The organism is Providencia sp. PROV130, assembly GCF_028482225.1.
GTDB classification, from domain to species: domain Bacteria; phylum Pseudomonadota; class Gammaproteobacteria; order Enterobacterales; family Enterobacteriaceae; genus Providencia; species Providencia rettgeri.
On sequence record NZ_JAMPQC010000014.1, the window covers coordinates 93,449 to 110,531 of the forward strand.

15 protein-coding genes are annotated in these 17,083 nt (G+C 41.1%); 7 read left to right on the forward strand and 8 right to left on the reverse strand.

Going from position 1 to position 17,083, the window contains the following annotated elements; all coding sequences use genetic code 11:
* Positions 1-600 (reverse strand): LysM-like peptidoglycan-binding domain-containing protein, encoded by a 600-nt coding sequence (locus tag PSF28_RS10330; RefSeq protein ID WP_210836905.1) that lies wholly within the window; start codon positions 598-600, stop codon positions 1-3.
* 218 nt (positions 601-818) lie between these two features.
* Between PSF28_RS10330 and PSF28_RS10335 the strand changes: the two genes are divergently transcribed.
* Both PSF28_RS10335 and cysQ read left to right on the forward strand, forming a co-directional pair.
* On the forward strand, positions 819-1,439 hold the full coding sequence (locus tag PSF28_RS10335) for a peptidylprolyl isomerase (RefSeq protein ID WP_004907421.1): 621 nt from the start codon (positions 819-821) through the stop codon (positions 1,437-1,439).
* A 123-nt stretch (positions 1,440-1,562) separates the two neighbouring features.
* Complete coding sequence (gene cysQ / locus PSF28_RS10340) at positions 1,563-2,303, forward strand: 3'(2'),5'-bisphosphate nucleotidase CysQ (protein ID WP_210836906.1); 741 nt, start codon at positions 1,563-1,565, stop codon at positions 2,301-2,303.
* 44 nt (positions 2,304-2,347) lie between these two features.
* On the opposite strand, the gene mqo is transcribed toward cysQ, so the two are convergent.
* The 4 genes from mqo to PSF28_RS10360 form a co-directional block, all read right to left on the reverse strand.
* The gene (mqo, locus tag PSF28_RS10345) at positions 2,348-3,841 is read right to left on the reverse strand and encodes a malate dehydrogenase (quinone) (RefSeq protein ID WP_210836909.1); all 1,494 of its coding nucleotides are present in this window, start codon (positions 3,839-3,841) and stop codon (positions 2,348-2,350) included.
* 8 nt (positions 3,842-3,849) lie between these two features.
* On the reverse strand, positions 3,850-4,239 hold the full coding sequence (locus PSF28_RS10350) for a cupin domain-containing protein (protein ID WP_272664549.1): 390 nt from the start codon (positions 4,237-4,239) through the stop codon (positions 3,850-3,852).
* A gap of 316 nt (positions 4,240-4,555) precedes the next feature.
* Positions 4,556-5,146, reverse strand: coding sequence for a GDP-mannose pyrophosphatase NudK (gene nudK / locus PSF28_RS10355; RefSeq protein ID WP_272685026.1), 591 nt, complete (start codon positions 5,144-5,146; stop codon positions 4,556-4,558).
* A gap of 115 nt (positions 5,147-5,261) precedes the next feature.
* Positions 5,262-5,666 carry a YgiW/YdeI family stress tolerance OB fold protein gene (locus PSF28_RS10360; protein ID WP_115168329.1) on the reverse strand — a complete coding sequence of 135 codons (405 nt, stop codon included), beginning with the start codon at positions 5,664-5,666 and terminating at the stop codon, positions 5,262-5,264.
* Between the two features lie 177 nt (positions 5,667-5,843).
* Here PSF28_RS10360 and qseB point away from each other — a divergent pair, with 177 nt between their 5' ends.
* Both qseB and qseC read left to right on the forward strand, forming a co-directional pair.
* Positions 5,844-6,506, forward strand: a complete 663-nt coding sequence (gene qseB / locus PSF28_RS10365; protein ID WP_102138231.1) for a quorum sensing response regulator transcription factor QseB — start codon at positions 5,844-5,846, stop codon at positions 6,504-6,506.
* Complete coding sequence (gene qseC, locus PSF28_RS10370; protein ID WP_272685037.1) at positions 6,506-7,867, forward strand: quorum sensing histidine kinase QseC; 1,362 nt, start codon at positions 6,506-6,508, stop codon at positions 7,865-7,867. Before qseB ends, qseC begins: the two co-directional genes overlap by 1 nt.
* Before the next feature lie 169 nt (positions 7,868-8,036).
* Here the strand turns inward: qseC and PSF28_RS10375 are convergent, their stop codons facing one another.
* Positions 8,037-8,597 carry a YtfJ family protein gene (locus PSF28_RS10375; RefSeq protein WP_210838044.1) on the reverse strand — a complete coding sequence of 187 codons (561 nt, stop codon included), beginning with the start codon at positions 8,595-8,597 and terminating at the stop codon, positions 8,037-8,039.
* Positions 8,598-8,887: 290 nt separating this feature from the next.
* Here PSF28_RS10375 and PSF28_RS10380 point away from each other — a divergent pair, with 290 nt between their 5' ends.
* Positions 8,888-9,094 carry a DUF1107 domain-containing protein gene (locus tag PSF28_RS10380; RefSeq protein ID WP_004905964.1) on the forward strand — a complete coding sequence of 69 codons (207 nt, stop codon included), beginning with the start codon at positions 8,888-8,890 and terminating at the stop codon, positions 9,092-9,094.
* 75 nt (positions 9,095-9,169) lie between these two features.
* Here the strand turns inward: PSF28_RS10380 and PSF28_RS10385 are convergent, their stop codons facing one another.
* A complete protein-coding gene (locus PSF28_RS10385; RefSeq protein WP_210838041.1) occupies positions 9,170-10,537 on the reverse strand; it encodes a hemolysin family protein in 1,368 nt (455 codons plus the stop codon).
* Between the two features lie 253 nt (positions 10,538-10,790).
* Positions 10,791-11,432: a peptide-methionine (S)-S-oxide reductase MsrA gene (msrA, locus tag PSF28_RS10390; RefSeq protein WP_210838039.1), complete on the reverse strand. Its 642-nt coding sequence runs from the start codon at positions 11,430-11,432 to the stop codon at positions 10,791-10,793.
* A gap of 133 nt (positions 11,433-11,565) precedes the next feature.
* Between msrA and tamA the strand changes: the two genes are divergently transcribed.
* On the forward strand, positions 11,566-13,308 hold the full coding sequence (tamA, locus tag PSF28_RS10395; protein WP_210838037.1) for an autotransporter assembly complex protein TamA: 1,743 nt from the start codon (positions 11,566-11,568) through the stop codon (positions 13,306-13,308).
* Positions 13,305-17,081, forward strand: a complete 3,777-nt coding sequence (gene tamB, locus PSF28_RS10400) for an autotransporter assembly complex protein TamB (protein ID WP_272685027.1) — start codon at positions 13,305-13,307, stop codon at positions 17,079-17,081. Before tamA ends, tamB begins: the two co-directional genes overlap by 4 nt.
* The last annotated feature ends 2 nt before the right edge of the window (positions 17,082-17,083 follow it).

Below are 17,083 nucleotides of genomic sequence, written 5' to 3' on the forward strand. Positions count from 1 at the left end.
CTAAGGCGTTCTGTAATAACTCCCATCGCTTAATCGCGCAAAGCTATAGGTTTTCCCATCAGAACCCGTAGTTTCTAATAATTGAACCTCCCCTTTTGCATTGGCTTTTAAACGAATTTTTTGCCCTTGACGTAAATTACTCAGTGGTTTTTCTGCACCTTCTACGCGCGCCATAATAAAAGCGTCATTGGCTTGTAAGTTATTATCACGAAACAGTTGTGCGAGAGTCTTCCCTTTTTGTACTCGGTAATTTTGCCACTCATTGGCAGAAGGGCGAGTGGTTTTGGGCTCAGGTGTTTTTTCTGGTGAAGTCACTATTGGAGGCTCATTGGGTGCGGGCTCAATAGGTTCTGGAATAATTTCAGGCTCAGTAGGTAAAAGAGGGGAATTACCTTCAGGTGCTGGCACTGGTTCTGGTATTGGTGGCGTAATAGTAGGTTCAGGCATGACCTCTGGGGTTGTGGGTGGGGGGATGACAATCGGTTGGTTTTGAACAATATCGCTGGGGGATTTATCACTTGTAGGCCAAAAAAAAGCGACCACGACAATTAGAGCGAGCAGTGCAATGCCATAGCGATGAAATTTTGAAAGTTTAAACATCACTCCTCCTTGATGAGGCAATGAGTAAATTAGACCGTATTAATACGCATACTAGCACCCTTTTTAGACATTTTTAGCGTTTGGCTGAATTTTTCAGAGAACACCGAATAAATTTGTCGAGAATCAATCAGTTTTATTCTTTAGATTCATTGTTTGGGTTTACCCATAAGGGTGAGGCTGCTATTCTTGGTTTTTCTCAAAATCATATGGGTATTTTCATGGCAAACCAAAATTTCGATTCGGTAGAAGCTCAAGCGAGTTATGGCATAGGTCTACAAGTTGGGCAACAATTATTAGAGTCAGGGCTAGAAGGTTTAGTGCCAAATGCAATTCTAGCAGGTCTCGTTGATGCTTTAGAAGGCAATATGCCATCGGTACCTGTTGAAACTCTGCACAAAGCATTGCGTGAAGTGCATGAGCGTGCCGACGCTGTCCGTGTATCTCGTCAGGCAGCATTAGCGGAAGAAGGCCAAAAATTCCTAGATGAAAACCAAAAACGTGATGGTGTTTCAACGACTGAGTCAGGCTTACAATTTTCAGTGATTAACCAAGGTGATGGTGCTATCCCATCCCGCTCAGACCGTGTACGTGTTCATTACACAGGGCGTTTAATCGATGGCTCTGTGTTTGATAGCTCAGTACAGCGTGGCCAGCCAGCAGAGTTTCCTGTAAGCGGTGTTATTCCAGGTTGGATTGAAGCATTGACTCTGATGCCAGTTGGCTCTAAATGGGAATTGTATATTCCTCATCAATTAGCTTATGGTGAGCGTGGTGCAGGTGCATCAATCCCGCCATTCAGCACATTAGTATTTGAAGTTGAATTACTTGAAATTTTATAATTTCTGTTAGTTTAGCTTACGAGTAAAAGCCTCATTGTCTTTGGACTTTGGGGCTTTTTTTATGGCGTTAATTTCACACAATTGCTACTCTTGCTGTAAAGCGCCATCAGAGAGGTGAATAATATGCTACAGCAAATTTGCGAATTAGCTCAAGAAGCGGGTTATGCGATTATGGAAACTTATAATGCGCAAGAACCTTTACAGGTTGAACACAAAAGTGATAATTCGCCTGTGACCGAGGCTGATATTGCCGCCCACAATGTGATTACAGCAGGCCTTGCTCGCATTGCCCCTGATATCCCTCAACTGTCTGAAGAAGACCCTCCACAATGGGCAACCAGGCAGAATTGGCAACGTTATTGGTTGATTGACCCATTGGATGGAACGAAAGAATTTATTAATCGTAATGGGGATTTTACGGTTAATATTGCACTCATTGAGAATGGCGTACCAACGATGGGAGTGGTATATGCCCCAGCGAAAGGGTTGCTATATTACGCTGAAGGAAATCAAGCCTGGAAGGAAGAAGGTGGACATAAGCAACTTATTCATGTGAATGATGCCAAGCCTCCGGTTATTGTTATTAGCCGCTCTCATCAAGACAATGAATTAATGGATTATTTAAAACAAATGGGTGAACACACGACAGTAGAAATTGGTTCTTCACTCAAATTTTGTTTGGTTGCGGAAGGGAAAGCACAGCTTTATCCACGTTTTGGGCCTACGAATATTTGGGACACTGCTGCGGGTCATGCGGTTGCCATTGGTGCAGGTGCGAAAGTCGTTGATTGGCATGGAAAAACGTTAGACTACACACCGCGAGAATCCTTTTTGAACCCAGGTTTCCGGGTCATTTTATTCTAAATATTGATAAAGGTTGGGAAGTGATTTCCCAACCTAATTAATAACTAATTATCGAGTTGAAGCACTTTGGCAGTGGCGGTACGAATATCTAAACAGGCTTTTGCATCCGTTTTTAAATCAATCCCATAGGTTGGAATGATATCTTTTAAACGAGTTTCCCATCCATCGGCTTTGAGTTGGTCATCAAAGCAGGTTTTTAATACATTCAATGCAATAAATGCCGCAGTGGAGGCTCCCGGAGATGCACCCATCAATACAGTAAATGATTTATCCGCACTGGTAATCAGTTCTGTACCAAATTCTAAAACCCCTTTCTTATCATGCTCAGGCTTAATAATTTGTACTCGTTGCCCTGCAACCACCTCTTTCCAATCCTCATGCTGTGCTTCTGGGTAGAATTGTTGCAGCATGGCAAATTGGTGAGCAGAAGTTTGCAGGACTTGGCCTACTAGGTATTCTGCGAGTGACCAGTTATCTTTCGCAACCGCAAGCATTGGTTCAATGTTATTCAATTTAACCGATTCAAACAGATCTAAATAAGAGCCGTGCTTAAGGAATTTACTCGAAAAACCGGCATAAGGCCCGAATAATAGAGAACGTTTACCACCAATAATGCGAGTGTCCAAGTGTGGAACAGACATTGGTGGTGAGCCTTTGTCTGCTTTACCGTAAACTTTTGCATGGTGGCGAGAAGCAATTTCTTCGTTATCACAACGTAACCAGATACCACTAACAGGGAACCCACCATACCCTTTTCCTTCAGGGATCCCCGATTTCTGTAGTAATTCGATCGCCCGCCCACCTGCACCAACGAACACAAATTTTGCGGAAGTGATCGTTTTTTCATGCGTGAGTAGGTTTTTAACTTCAATATTCCATCTGCCATCGGGGGTCTTTTTAACATCGATGACTTCATGTTTATAGTGAATTGAAAAACCGGATTGTTCGCTTAATTGTGCAATTAATAAATGCGTTAGTGCACCGTAATCGACATCAGCACCAGTATTAACACGGGTAGCCGCAATCGCTTCTTTAGGATCACGGCCTTCCATGATCAGTGGTGCCCACTCGTTGATCTGTTTTGGGTCATCACTGTATTCCATGTTGTGGTAACAGTGGTGAGCAGACATCTGTTGGTAGCGTTGTTTTAAGAATTTTACATTGTCTTCACCCCAAACAAAGCTCATATGTGGGCATGGGTGAATAAAGTCACGTGGATCTTTAATTTTACCTTTGGTGACTAGATAAGACCAAAGCTGACGAGAGAGATCGAACTCCGTATTGACTTCAAGCGCTTTACTGATATCCACCGTACCATCTGGATTTGGTGGGGTATAGTTCATCTCACAGTTAGCGGCATGACCTGTTCCCGCATTGTTCCACGGATGGGAGCTTTCTTGGGCACAGTCGTTTAGCCTTTCAAAAACAGCAATCGTCAGTGAAGGCTCTAGTTCTTTGAGAAATGTACCAAGTGTTGCACTCATGATCCCAGCGCCAATGAGGGCAATATCGACATTCTCAGCAATCGGTTTATTCATGACGGCCTCTATTTTTTTGTTGGAGTAAAGCTAAGGTTGGTGCCTTCTTGATAGACCACATAAGCACGACGCCATGGCTCATCACCAATAAGCCGCCATTTATGGCCAGTTCCTGTATTATCTTGCGCAAGTAAGATATCACCAGGATTGATGATAAATTTAGAACCATCTTTAGTTTCGAATTCTAAAGTGCCGGAAAGGGTAATGACATAACGAGGAACAGGGTCTTGATGCCAATCAAAAGAACCGCCGGAAACTGTTTCACGGAAGGTCAGTTCACTGGCTGCAATGGCGGAGGTTTGGCTATCTCCTCCTGTGAGATTATTGAGCTCAAGAGTGCCTTCTTCAAATAGAGAATTTCCATCTTCTCCTGTCCACATACGAACGCAGCGTATCATTTTATTTAGCTCCTTAATCACTGATTGTAATGTATAACAATTATTTGATATTCATTGGATGCAAAAATAAGACTCTTAAAATGATGATATATAAAATTAATATTATTTAAATTTAAAGTTTTTTAGTGAATAGGTCAAAGCGAAATATGTTTTATCTTCGTTTTATGGTTTTAATTTTTAATTAAATAGCAAAATAATAAAAGTTGATTATCTTTTTATGATTTATTTTTATTTTAGCTATTCATTTAATGACTGATAAGAAAACAGGAAAGCTCACGATGATTTTATTTTATCATTATGAGCTCTATAAGAGAGTTTAACTTTTAAGAATCGTGTTTAGGGCGAGGTATTGGATCAACATGATGGTTTTACCATCAACAATTTCTCCCGTTTTAATCGCATCAATGGCTTTAGAGAAAGGCCACTCTAAAACTTCAATATCTTCGCCTTCTTCTTTAAGCCCACCGCCTGCGTTTTGACGATTATTATCACTGTATTCGGCGATGTAAAAGTGGAGCTTTTCGGTGACGGAGCCTGGGCTCATAAAGGCTTCAAAAACTTTTTGAATTTTATCGGCTTTAAAACCAGTTTCTTCTTCGGCTTCAGCAATAATTCGCGCTTCTGGTGAAGCGTTTTCGAGTAAGCCAGCGGCGGCCTCAATCAGAAAATCAGAGTAGCCATTAACATAGACTGGCATACGAAATTGACGAATTAAAATAATGCTGTTCTTTATTTTGTTATATAACAAAATAACGGCACCATTGCCTCTATCATAGACTTCACGTTCTTGTTGTTGCCAACTGCCGTCTTGTCGTTGTAATTCATAGGTGTATTTTTTTAAAACATACCAATTATCTGAAAGTAATTTTTCGCTAATATTACGTATGTTAGGAAGTTTTACAGTCATTAAGTAGCCTTAGTAAGCAAAAATGATTTTGTTAATTTAGCACTGTTAATTTCTGTATGAAATAGGATTTAGATGGGACCTACTTTAAAGCAGATCCCATTTTAAAAATTGTGAATTATTTAATGATTTGGATTTGTTTAACTTCGACTTCTCTTGAATTCCAGTCTTTATCAATTTTACCGCGAATTTCAACTTTGTCTTTTGGCGTTACGTTGATACCGTTCCAACGCTTTTCACTGATTTCTAAATTAATGGTGCCAGTACCATCAGTGAACTCATAATGTTTATTGTCGAGTTGTTTAACGATATTACCACGTAAAATAACCCAGCTATCATCTGACATATCAAGTGCTTTTGCGACCGTCATTTCCCCACTATTTGGGCCGATGAAACCACCCGTTTGAGTCGTTTGGGTCGTTGTATTTGTGGCAGCGCCTGGGCCATCAAATCCGCCATTTGCAGCGAAAACAGGTGCACTTGCGAGTGCAGCAACTAAAGCGATTACAGGTAATTTTTTCATCATCAGTATCTCCAAATGGACATGAACTTGTTTGTATGGAGGGTATTAAACCAAGTAAATCTTAACAGGATCTTAAGAAACATGATTAACGAATTATATTTTTAATTTTGTTAATTATAGCTAGTCATCTCAAGACTGATGGGATAAATATAATAATATTCTGAGGTGGAGGATATTATGCGTATTCTATTAATTGAAGATGACCGGCTAATTGGTGATGGTTTAAAAGTAGGATTAACACAGCTAGGGTTTACGGTTGATTGGTTTATGGATGGTAAACAAGGGCAACTCGCTTTATTTGATGCACCCTATGATGCTGTTGTGCTCGACCTTTCATTACCAAATATTGATGGTATGGATATTTTGAAACATTGGCGCAAAGAGGGGCGTGATGAGCCGGTCTTGATTTTGACAGCGCGAGATGCTCTGGATCAACGTGTTCAAGGGCTGCAACAAGGGGCTGATGATTATCTTTGTAAACCATTCGCTTTAATGGAAGTCATGGCGCGTTTGCAGGCGTTAATCCGTCGTCGAAGTGGGCAATTATCCTCCAAACTTACGCATGGTGATGTTGAAATGGATCCGGTTGCAATGACGGTGACACAGCAAGGTGAACCTGTACAACTAAAAGGTAAAGAGTTTGCCTTATTGTCTTTGTTTATGCATAACCCAAATAAAGTCTTTTCTCGCCCTTTAATTGAAGAGAAATTGTATAACTGGGATGAAGAGGTCTCTAGTAACTCTGTTGAGGTACATATCCACCATTTACGGCGCAAATTAGGCAATAAGTTTATTCGAACCATTCACGGTGTTGGCTATCGATTAGGTGATGATAAATGATGAAGACATTTAGTCTCAGGCTGAAACTCACTTTAATGCTGCTATTGTTAGCTTTGCTGACATGGGGGATCGCTAGTTCATTAGCGTGGTACCAAAGCTATAAAACGATTAATGAATTATTTGATACCCAGCAAATGGCGTTTGCCAAACGATTATCTGTTTTACCATCAGACTTTGAGCTGAGCCGGCCTTCCCTGACTAAAACCAAAAAATTATTGCGAAAGAACCGTGGTCATCAAGATGATGATGCATTGGCATTTGCTATTTTTTCACCGGATGGCGAAATGGTATTAAACGATGGTGATAACGGTAGAGATATTGTCTACCAATTTAAGCGAGAAGGGTTTACCGATGGGATGCTCCAAGGAAGTGACGACCCTTGGCGTTTTGTGTGGTTAAAATCTCAAGATGGTCAATATGTTATCGCAGTAGGGCAAGAGTGGGAGTACCGGCAAGAAATGGCGACGGATATTATGGTTGCACAATTTATGCCTTGGTTGATGGCGTTGCCAATTATGTTATTGCTATTTTTATGGCTGCTCACACGTGCTTTACGTCCATTGAAGGATGTAGCAAAGCAGTTATATCAGCGAAAGCCAGATGAGTTAACCCCAGTACAAGTAAAGCGTATTCCCAGCGAAGTAAGACCCATTATTGACTCCATGAATGGGCTATTTAGCCGTATTAATGACATGTTTGCTCGCGAGCGACAATTTACATCGGATGCCGCTCATGAATTACGTAGCCCACTCGCAGCGTTAAGAGTACAGGCGGAAGTGGTACAAATTGCGGGGAATAATACGGATATCCGTAATCATGCAGTGGCTAACTTATCGGAAGGTATTGATAGGGCAACACGGCTTGTTGACCAACTACTCATGTTGTCTCGATTAGAATCCTCCACACAACTTGATGATATTACAGTGGTATCTTGGCCTATATTAATTGAAACGGCGATAAAAGATGTGGAGCACGAGGCTCAAGAGCAGCAAACAACCATAATAAATACCTTAATTAGCCGTCCTCCTAATTTTCAAGGTCAGCCATTATTACTCAATGCATTACTGAGAAATTTACTCAATAATGCAATACGTTATGGAAAAATCGCTGGGCGAGTGGAGATCATTTTGTATGCTGATCACCTTGAAATTCAAGATGATGGTAATGGTGTGACACCTGAAGTTTTACAGCGGCTAGGTGAGCGTTTTTATCGTCCACCAGGGCAAGAAAAGACAGGGAGTGGTTTAGGGCTCTCTATTGTTAAGCGAATTGCACAATTGCATCATTTGCAGGTTATTTTTACTCATGGCACTAATGGTGGATTTTGTGCCCAAGTCTATTGGAATGAAATTAAAACGTGATAATGAGCACATTAGTCATGCTTATTTATAAAAATAATAATCATAATTATGCATATTTAATATAAGGGTATTTTAGCATAACTCACTATTTTTGACTCTAGGGAGATAGGTTGAATTGTAGGTGTAGTGTGCGAAATTACGCACACTACATAATAGTAAAAGTTTCACCTTATTGATTTAGTGATGAGGTTAACAAACTAATGACTTTTTGAATTTCTTGGGGATTTAATTCACCATCTTTGAAAAATAACACCTTCCCTTGATTATCCAATACGATAATTGCTGAGCTTTCTGGTTTTAAGCCCCATGCATTCTTCACCGCACCCTCGCTATCAACAATAAATTGTGAATAAGGGAACTCTTTTTTGCTATCTTCAACACTATTTTTAACAAATACACCCGTACCGAACATTGCATCATCAGTATTAATGATTGTTGTTGTTTGATAGGTATCATGCGGGAATTTGGCTTGTTTGATGGCTTCAACTAAAGGAGCATTAAGCTCTTTTGCGGAAGAACGGCCAGCAATATGTTGAATTGTCCGTACTTTTCCAACGAGCTGTTGGCTTTTCCACGGTTGATAATCCAACTTCCCTTCATTATTCATGACAAGCTCACCTTTGTCGGTGACAGAAATGGTAGGAACAGATTGGTTTAATTGAATATTTGCAGCAGAAGCTATTGCTGATGCCCCGATCAAGCATATTAAAAGTAAATAATTTCTTATCATAACAGCCCCTTGATTGATTATTTTGTCATGTGAGCGTAACGGTTTGTCTGATTACTGCTATTTATAGCATAGCTCATCGGATGAGTTACAAGAGGTAATTTAACATTTTTTTAAAATTCAGAATAAAAACAATGTTTATAGGGTTTTAACAGTTACTTTACAGTGTCATGTTATGTCAGTAAATTGAATAAAACTGCAATTTTAGAACCAAAGTGAAAATTTCTGGTCTATGATTATTGTACGGTATGAGTTATTGAATATCGTAAGAACAAAGGGGAGGCAAAGTTCTAATGAAAATTTTTAACCGTTATAACCCATCGAAGATTGCTCTTTACGTCAAAACGTTATTCCGTGGCAGGCTCTATATTAAGGATTTTGGGGCATTTGAGTTTAACTATGGGAAAATTCTACCACCTAAAATTAGTGATAAGCGCCATTACAATGTGATGAGTGAGGTCAACAAACAGGTTTCATTATTACAGGCAGAACTGGGATAGGTTAATCAAGAAGGTTTTGGTTAACAACGCGCCACATGGGTGGCGCATTGAAAGAAACGGCTTCGCTATCAAGCACTAATGTTCAGTATCTTTTGTTTGTTGTTTTGCGTCAGCCGTTTCAATAGTATTTTTTCCGGGCTGTACAACGACAGGTGATGGCGCCGTAGTAAGACGAGTGACGAGTAATTGGTCAATTTTGTAATTATCAATATCGACAACTTCAAATTTGTATCCCGCATATTTCACATAGTCTGTGCGCTTTGGCATTCTTCTTAATCGGTACATCATAAACCCTGCGATGGTTTCATAGTTGCTAAAGTCAGGGAAATCATCAATATCCAAAATGCGCATCACATCTTCGATTGGTGTTCCGCCTTCAACTAACCAAGAATTCTCATCACGTACCACTATTTGCTCTTCTTGCCCTGGACCAATTAAGTCCCCCATTAAAGTGATCATTACATCATTGATGGTAATTATACCCATGACTAATGCATATTCGTTGAGAATAACAGCAAAATCGACGGCGTTTGTTTTAAATGCTTCTAAGGTATCTGATAATGAGAGGGTGTCAGGGATCATTAGCGTATTTCTAATGTGAGCACCATCTTTTAAACTTAAGCTCTGCCCATTGAGCACGCGATTAAGTAATTCTTTTGAATCAACATAACCGATAACATGATCGATATCCCCTGCACACACCAAGAACTTAGAATGGGGTTGGGTTGAAATTTTATGTTTGATACTGTCTTCTGACTCGTCTTTGTCAAAATAAATAATACTCTCACGTGGGGTCATGGCTGATGGCACAGTACGTGATTCCAGCTCAAACACATTCTCAATTAATTCGTGTTCTTGTTTACGTAACACACCCGCCACAGCACCCGCTTCAACGACCGCAAAAATATCATCAGAAGTGATATCTTCATTACGTGACGTAGGTAATTTGAATAATTTAAAAAAGAGGTTCGCAAGGCCATTAAAAAACCAGACGAATGGGCTGAGTACCACTAAACAGAAGCGCATTGGATTCACAATACGAATCGCAATGGCTTCAGGTTTTACCATACCGATACGTTTAGGTGTTAAATCTGCCACTAAAATAAATAAGCTCGTCACAATGGTGAACGACAGTATTGATGAAACTTGCTGAGCCCAGCTTGGCGATAAAAATTGAATAAAGACATCGTACAAAGCCGGAGAAAAAGCAGACTCTCCCACAATACCTGCAAGGATAGCAACGGCATTTAAACCAATTTGAACGACGGTAAAAAACATTCCCGGCATTTCTTGTAATTTAAGCACGCGAGCCGCATTAATGTTGCCTTCATCGGCCATAAGTTTAAGTTTAATGCGGCGGGAAGCCGCCAGAGAAATTTCTGACAAAGAAAAGAATGCGCTGATTGCACATAATAATAGAACAATTAATAAACTGTTGAGCATAAGTTATCCAGCCAATCAAAGGGAGAATCCATAAAATTCAAAAATCTCTGAAGGCATAGTCTCGTGTATTTAAATATATTGAGTATGCAAATATATGTTGCGCGATATGCGCAAATTGTTGATATGTTGCATTAGTATAGCACTGAGGTGATTTATCTGCCTAGATATTCATCATCATTCAAGCTGCTTTAAGTCATATTGAAAAGCAACTTGAATGGTTGGGAAGATGAAATCACTGTATTAGGTTATTGATTTAGTTGTTTAATGAGGGTGGCAAACAGATACCAATTCCGCCTAATCCGCAATATCCATTCGGGTTTTTGTATAAGTACTGCTGGTGGTAATCTTCGGCAAAATAGAAAGTATCTAATGGCGCTATTTCGGTCGTGATTACACGTGTGTCATGCTGCGCTTTCATTGCATTTTGGTAAGCTTGCAGTGTGTCCATCGCTTGCTTATCTTGTTCGTCTGACACGGTATAAATAGCGGAACGGTACTGGCTGCCCATATCGTTCCCTTGGCGCATGCCTTGTGCGGGGTCATGGTTTTCCCAAAATAACGTCAATAATTGGGAGTAACTGATAACTTGCGGATCAAAAACAACCCGAACTGCTTCCGCGTGCCCAGTTCGTCCTGAGCAAACTTCTTCGTAGGTTGGGTTAAGGGTCACTCCACCACAATACCCCGCAGAAGTTGAATAAACCCCAGCTTGCTGCCAAAATAATCGTTCAACTCCCCAAAAACAGCCCATGGCAAAATACGCAATTTCCATATTCTTAGGAATAATCTCAATCGAATGATGGTTAAGCGCATGATATGGTGAGTAGGTCATAGCAGTTGCTCTGCCGGGCAGAGGTTGTGCAATACTTGCAGAGTGAAATTTATTAAAAGGCATAATGATTCCTATATATAGTGACCACACAAATAATCTAAAAATAGGGATAAAAACTTGTGTCTATGGCGAATTTTACTCAAAATAAATTGATATGAAGTATTTAGTCAATCGAACAATCACCTTAGGAGTAGGCGTGTCGAAATACCCTCTAATTTGTTTTCTCTGCCTAACTGCGGCAGTGCCAGTGGTACACGCAGCTAATCTTCGTCTTAATATTGAAGGCCTTGAAGGACAACTTAATCAAAACGTTCGCGTACAATTGTCTAATATATCGCAAGATGAAGTTGTGCCAAACGGTCGTTTTCGAGCCCGTGTTGAGAAAGCAATTAAAGAAGGTTTAAAGCCTTTAGGCTATTATCAACCCACGGTTGAATTTAGCTACGAAGAAAAAACACCCCCTGCTCGTTCTGTTTTAACCGCCAAAGTCACTCCTGGGGAACCTATTTTATTAAAAGGGGTGAATGTTGAATTACAAGGTGGCGCTAAAACGGACCCTGACTATGAAAAGATGCTCAAACAATATACGCCAAAGCTTGATACAGTTCAAAATGATGGTGAATACGAAGAATTTAAAGGGCGCTTTAGCAGTTTAGCCATTCGCAAAGGTTATTTTGATGCAATGATGGAGAAAAGCCAACTGGGTATTTCTCTTGACCACCATGCGGCTTATTGGGATTTTGATTTTAACAGTGGCGAACGTTATCGGTTTGGCGCCATTTCTTATTCAGGCTCACAAATCCGTGAAGATTATCTGAACAACCTTGCGCCTTTCAAAAAAGGGGAATACTACACATCAGAGCAACTTGCTGAATTTAACCGCCGATTAGCCGAAACAGGTTGGTTCTCTTCTGCGATTGTGACTCCGCGTATCGTGAGTGCCCGAAAAGATAACTCCTATGAATTACCGATGGAAGCGGTGATGACGCCTAGAGCCAAAAATTTTATTGAGCTCGGTGGGGGTTATGCAACAGATGTAGGTCCCCGAGTTAAAGCGACATGGAATAAGCCTTGGATTAACTCTCGTGGGCAAAGTTTAACGTCGAGTATTAGTTTATCCCAACCTGAACAATTAATAGATGCAAGCTATAAAATTCCACTAAAAGCGAACCCACTTGAGCAATATTATGCAGTTCAAGGGGGCTTTAAACGGACAGATTTAAATGATACGCAAGCGAATACAACAACCTTGAATGTGTCTCGTAACTGGGATTATTCATCCGGTTGGCAATATGGTGTGAATATGCGTTGGATGCTGAGTAACTTTACCCAAGCTAACGTGACGAATACGACGATGTTGCTGTATCCCGGGGCCTATGTGAGCCGAATTCGCCAACGTGGTGGTGTGATGCCAACATGGGGGGATAGCCAACGTTACTCTATTGATTACTCGAATAAAATTTGGGGTTCAGACATCGATTTTGCGGTGCTACAAGCTAAAAATGTGTGGATCAGAACGCCATGGGAAGGTCATCGCTTTATTGTTCGTGGAAATATCGGTTGGATTGAAACCAATGATTTCGATAAAGTTCCACCGGACTTACGTTTCTTCGCGGGTGGTGATGGTAGCGTGCGTGGATATGGGTATCAAAAAATCTCTCCAGAAGATAGCAAAGGTAAGCTGACAGGGGCATCAAAATTGGCCGTAGGTTCTGTGGAATACCAATATAATTTTACCGGAAATTGGTGGGGCGCGACCTTTATTGATAGCGGTGAAGCTGTTGATAACTTTAAGAATAATGATTTTAAAACGGGGGCGGGAGTCGGTATCCGTTGGGTCTCACCGGTTGGGCCAATAAAATTAGATTTAGCCAAACCTATTGGCGATCCAGATAATAACAAAATACAGTTTTATATCGGCTTGGGGACTGAGCTATGAGGTGGTTGAAGTGGCTAAAATGGACTAGTCTTTCCATTTTATTAATTCTCGTTCTGGTTGTTGCCGCACTCAGTTGGGTGATTGGAACGCAATCAGGTCTTCACTTTGCATTAAATACAGCGACACGTTTTGTTCCTGAATTAACAATTGATAAAATTGATGGTGATATTAGTAACTTAACGCTAAGTGGCGTTAAATATCAAATGTCAGGCATCGATGTTAATGCGGGGAAATTAAATTTAGCGGTACGTCTAGGTTGTTTAACCAGTCGTGAGCTATGTATCGACAACTTAGGCACGGAAAATGTCACTGTTACTGTCGATACCACCCAATTCCCCCCTTCAGAAGAAACGCCACCATCTGAACCACTGACTGAACTCAAGGCACCTTTGACCATTCGTTTGAATCAATTGGCTTTGGTTTCAACACACGTCAATGTGGATGGCATGGATATCGATTTAGCGAAATTTACCACAGGGGTAACGTGGGAAGGGAAAGCGATCACGATCATTCCAACCGACATCATTGATTTGGCGATTAATTTACCTGAAACCAAATCAGATGCCGTCGTTGAAGAGAAACAGCCAGACCCAACGCCGCTCGACGAACAAAAATCATTGGCAGACGAATTAAAAACGCTATTTTCTAAACCGTTACTCGCTGAATTACCAGAAGTTATTTTACCTGTTGATTTAAATGTTGATGGAATTAATGCTTCGAATTTTCAGTTAACGGGGGCGACTGAGCTCAAAATTAACCAATTGCACCTTAGTCTTTCGAATGAAGGGCAACAAGTTCTCGTTAAACAGCTAAAAGTCGATGCACCGCAAGGGAATATTGCGTTATCTGGCTCGGCAACTTTGCAAGATAAATGGCCAGTCTCATTATCAGTCGTGGGTGAAAGTCGTTTAGAGGATTTAGACGGGCAAAAAATAGATCTCTCCTTAAAAGGCGGTTTGATTGATGAACTAAAATTGGCCTTGAACTTACATGGGTCAATTAATGCAAAATTAGATGCAGAAACAGATTTGTCACAAGCAGACTTGCCGATTTTACTCACACTAGAAAGCGATAAGTTAACTTGGCCTTTAGTCGGAGAAGCGCAGTATCAATTAGATGGTACACGCATACGCTTGAACGGCCGCCCATCTGCTTATGACATGTCTGTACGTTCAGCTATCACTGGGCAGGATTTACCACCTTCGACCTTGCTATTAGATGCGAAAGGTAATGAAGAGCAAATTAATTTAACTCGCTTACGTTTAGTCGCTTTACAAGGTCATGCTGATATTACTGGCGTTGCGGACTGGAGCAAGGCAATTAGTTGGAATGCAGTATTGACCCTTTCAGGTATTAATACTGCCAAACAGTACCCTGAATGGCCTGCTAAAGTGGAAGGTAAAATTGCCACGCGCGGAAGTTTATATGGTGGTAGTTGGCAGTTGGATATTCCGGAAATTGTTTTAGACGGCAATGTTAAAAATAACCTGTTGAAAGCACGCGGTAAAGCCAAAGGTAATGCAGCAGGTCAATGGGATATCCCAGACTTTAATTTGGCACTGGGTAAAAACCATGTTGATGTAAAAGGTTCTCTTGCCGATAAATGGAACCTTGATGCCAAAATTAATGCTCCAGCACTCAATGGCTTGCTACCCGGCTTAGGAGGGGTGATTGCCGGTGATGTGAAATTACGTGGTAATTTACAGACACCAGAAGCCCTTGTTGACCTTACGGCACGCGGCGTGAAGTGGCAGGATGATCTTGCTATCGAGAATGTTGTTATCAAAGGAAATGTAGCAACAGGCGAGCAAATTAAAGGGGATTTATCTGTTGTTCTTCGTCAGTTGAAACAAGGTGATCTTGTCGTCAATAATTTAACTTTGGATGCGAAAGGAAGTGAAAAACAGCACTCGCTCAAGTTGAACATGAAGGGTGAGCCAGTTTCTGGGCAATTAGCATTAGCAGGTAGTTTTGACCGGCAGACTGAAGTGTGGAAAGGGAATTTAACCAACACCTTATTTGATACGGTGGTGGGTGAATGGCGCCTAAACCAAGCGATGTCACTCAATTATGCCAACCAAACACAAGAAGTGACTATCGGCAGCCATTGTTGGGTCAACCCGAATGCTCGTTTGTGTGTACCAAAACCGATTAAAGCAGGTAAAAGTGGTAGCGCAGATATCGTGTTAGAACGTTTTGACCTCGCGATGATCAAACCCTTTATGCCACAAGATACTCGAGTCAGCGGCGTATTTACGGGTAAAGCTAATGCGATTTGGAAAGCGGATGGCAGTATGCCGCAAGTGAAGTTGGACTTGCGAGGAAATGATGTCAAAGCGGTTCAGTTTGTGGATGGCACTCGTTTACCTATTGCTTTTGATACCTTAACGTTAAGCGCAGGCTTGAAAAATGGCAAGGCAGACCTTAACTGGTTGTTTGGGCTGACGAATAATGGCCAAATGCGTGGCAATATTCAAATTTCTGATATTGAAAAACGTCGCTTACTGTCGGGTAATGTTGAAATCAATTCAGTGACATTAGATTTAATCAAGCCGTTGCTGGGCCAGAAGGAAGTGGCGAATGGGCGCTTGAGTGCGAATTTACGTTTAGGTGGATCAGCAAATAACCCATTATTAAATGGTAGTTTAGCGCTTTCGAGTTTAGAAGTGAGATCGGCAATGATCCCGTTTGATATCAAAAGCGGTCATTTAGGTATTAATTTCAACGGCACAAGCTCGGTAATGAATGGTCAGATAAACACGCCAGAAGGCTATCTGAACATTGATGGTGATGCAGATTGGCGCAATGTTAATGCATGGCGTGCAAAAGTCATGGCACGAGGTAATAACCTTCGAGTTTCTTTACCGCCGATGATCCAAATTGATGTTCAACCGGACATTGTATTTGATGCATCACCTTCGGTACTCACGCTAAACGGTACCGTCAATATTCCGTGGGCACGAATTACTGTTCAAGAACTCCCTGAGTCAGCGGTAAGCCCATCATCGGATGTGGTGATGTTAGATAGCAATTTGCAGCCAATTGAACAAAAAGCGCCATCTATCCCTATTCAGACCAATTTGGATATTAAAATTGGTAATGATGTTCGATTAGATGCGTTTGGCTTAAAAGCGCGTCTGACAGGTTTATTGAAAGTGGTTCAGAATATCCATGGTCTGCACATTAATGGCCAAGTGGATATTCCTGCGGGTCGTTTCCGTGCTTACGGGCAAGATTTGATTGTCCGTAAAGGCCAAATTCAATTCTCAGGGCCTGCGGACCAACCATTCTTAAACTTAGAAGCTATTCGTAACCCAGACAACACGGCAGATGGCGTGATTGCTGGGGTGAAGGTCACTGGGCTTGCGGATAAACCGAAAGTAGAAATATTCTCTGAACCGGCGAAAACACAACAAGAAGCACTGTCTTATTTATTAAGAGGAGAGGGCTTAGATAGTGGAGACGCAAATGGTTCACAAATGACATCTATGTTAATAGGCTTAGGTGTAGCACAAAGTGGGCAACTCGTGGGTAAAATAGGTGAGACATTTGGAGTCTCTGATTTAGCCGTCGATACCCAAGGTGTGGGGGATGGTTCTCAAGTCGTTGTAAGTGGTAAGATCACTAATGATTTACAAGTGAAGTATGGAGTTGGTATCTTTGACTCATTGGCGACGTTAACTTTACGTTATCGGTTGATGCCAAAACTGTATTTAGAAGCTGTGTCTGGTGTTAATCAGGCATTGGATCTCCTCTACCAATTTGAGTTTTAGAT

Bases quoted from the DNA above. Each gene is read 5' to 3' on its own strand.
- PSF28_RS10360 (WP_115168329.1), bottom strand. From the start codon at position 5,666: ATGAAAAAATTACCTGTAATCGCTTTAGTTGCTGCACTCGCAAGTGCA.
- PSF28_RS10330 (WP_210836905.1), bottom strand. From the start codon at position 600: ATGTTTAAACTTTCAAAATTTCATCGCTATGGCATTGCACTGCTCGCT.
- PSF28_RS10385 (WP_210838041.1), bottom strand. From the start codon at position 10,537: ATGCTCAACAGTTTATTAATTGTTCTATTATTATGTGCAATCAGCGCA.
- mqo (WP_210836909.1), bottom strand. From the start codon at position 3,841: ATGAATAAACCGATTGCTGAGAATGTCGATATTGCCCTCATTGGCGCT.
- nudK (WP_272685026.1), bottom strand. From the start codon at position 5,146: ATGACTGTAAAACTTCCTAACATACGTAATATTAGCGAAAAATTACTT.
- msrA (WP_210838039.1), bottom strand. From the start codon at position 11,432: ATGCCTTTTAATAAATTTCACTCTGCAAGTATTGCACAACCTCTGCCC.
- PSF28_RS10380 (WP_004905964.1), top strand. From the start codon at position 8,888: ATGAAAATTTTTAACCGTTATAACCCATCGAAGATTGCTCTTTACGTC.
- qseB (WP_102138231.1), top strand. From the start codon at position 5,844: ATGCGTATTCTATTAATTGAAGATGACCGGCTAATTGGTGATGGTTTA.
- PSF28_RS10335 (WP_004907421.1), top strand. From the start codon at position 819: ATGGCAAACCAAAATTTCGATTCGGTAGAAGCTCAAGCGAGTTATGGC.
- tamB (WP_272685027.1), top strand. From the start codon at position 13,305: ATGAGGTGGTTGAAGTGGCTAAAATGGACTAGTCTTTCCATTTTATTA.
- cysQ (WP_210836906.1), top strand. From the start codon at position 1,563: ATGCTACAGCAAATTTGCGAATTAGCTCAAGAAGCGGGTTATGCGATT.
- PSF28_RS10375 (WP_210838044.1), bottom strand. From the start codon at position 8,597: ATGATAAGAAATTATTTACTTTTAATATGCTTGATCGGGGCATCAGCA.
- qseC (WP_272685037.1), top strand. From the start codon at position 6,506: ATGAAGACATTTAGTCTCAGGCTGAAACTCACTTTAATGCTGCTATTG.
- PSF28_RS10350 (WP_272664549.1), bottom strand. From the start codon at position 4,239: ATGATACGCTGCGTTCGTATGTGGACAGGAGAAGATGGAAATTCTCTA.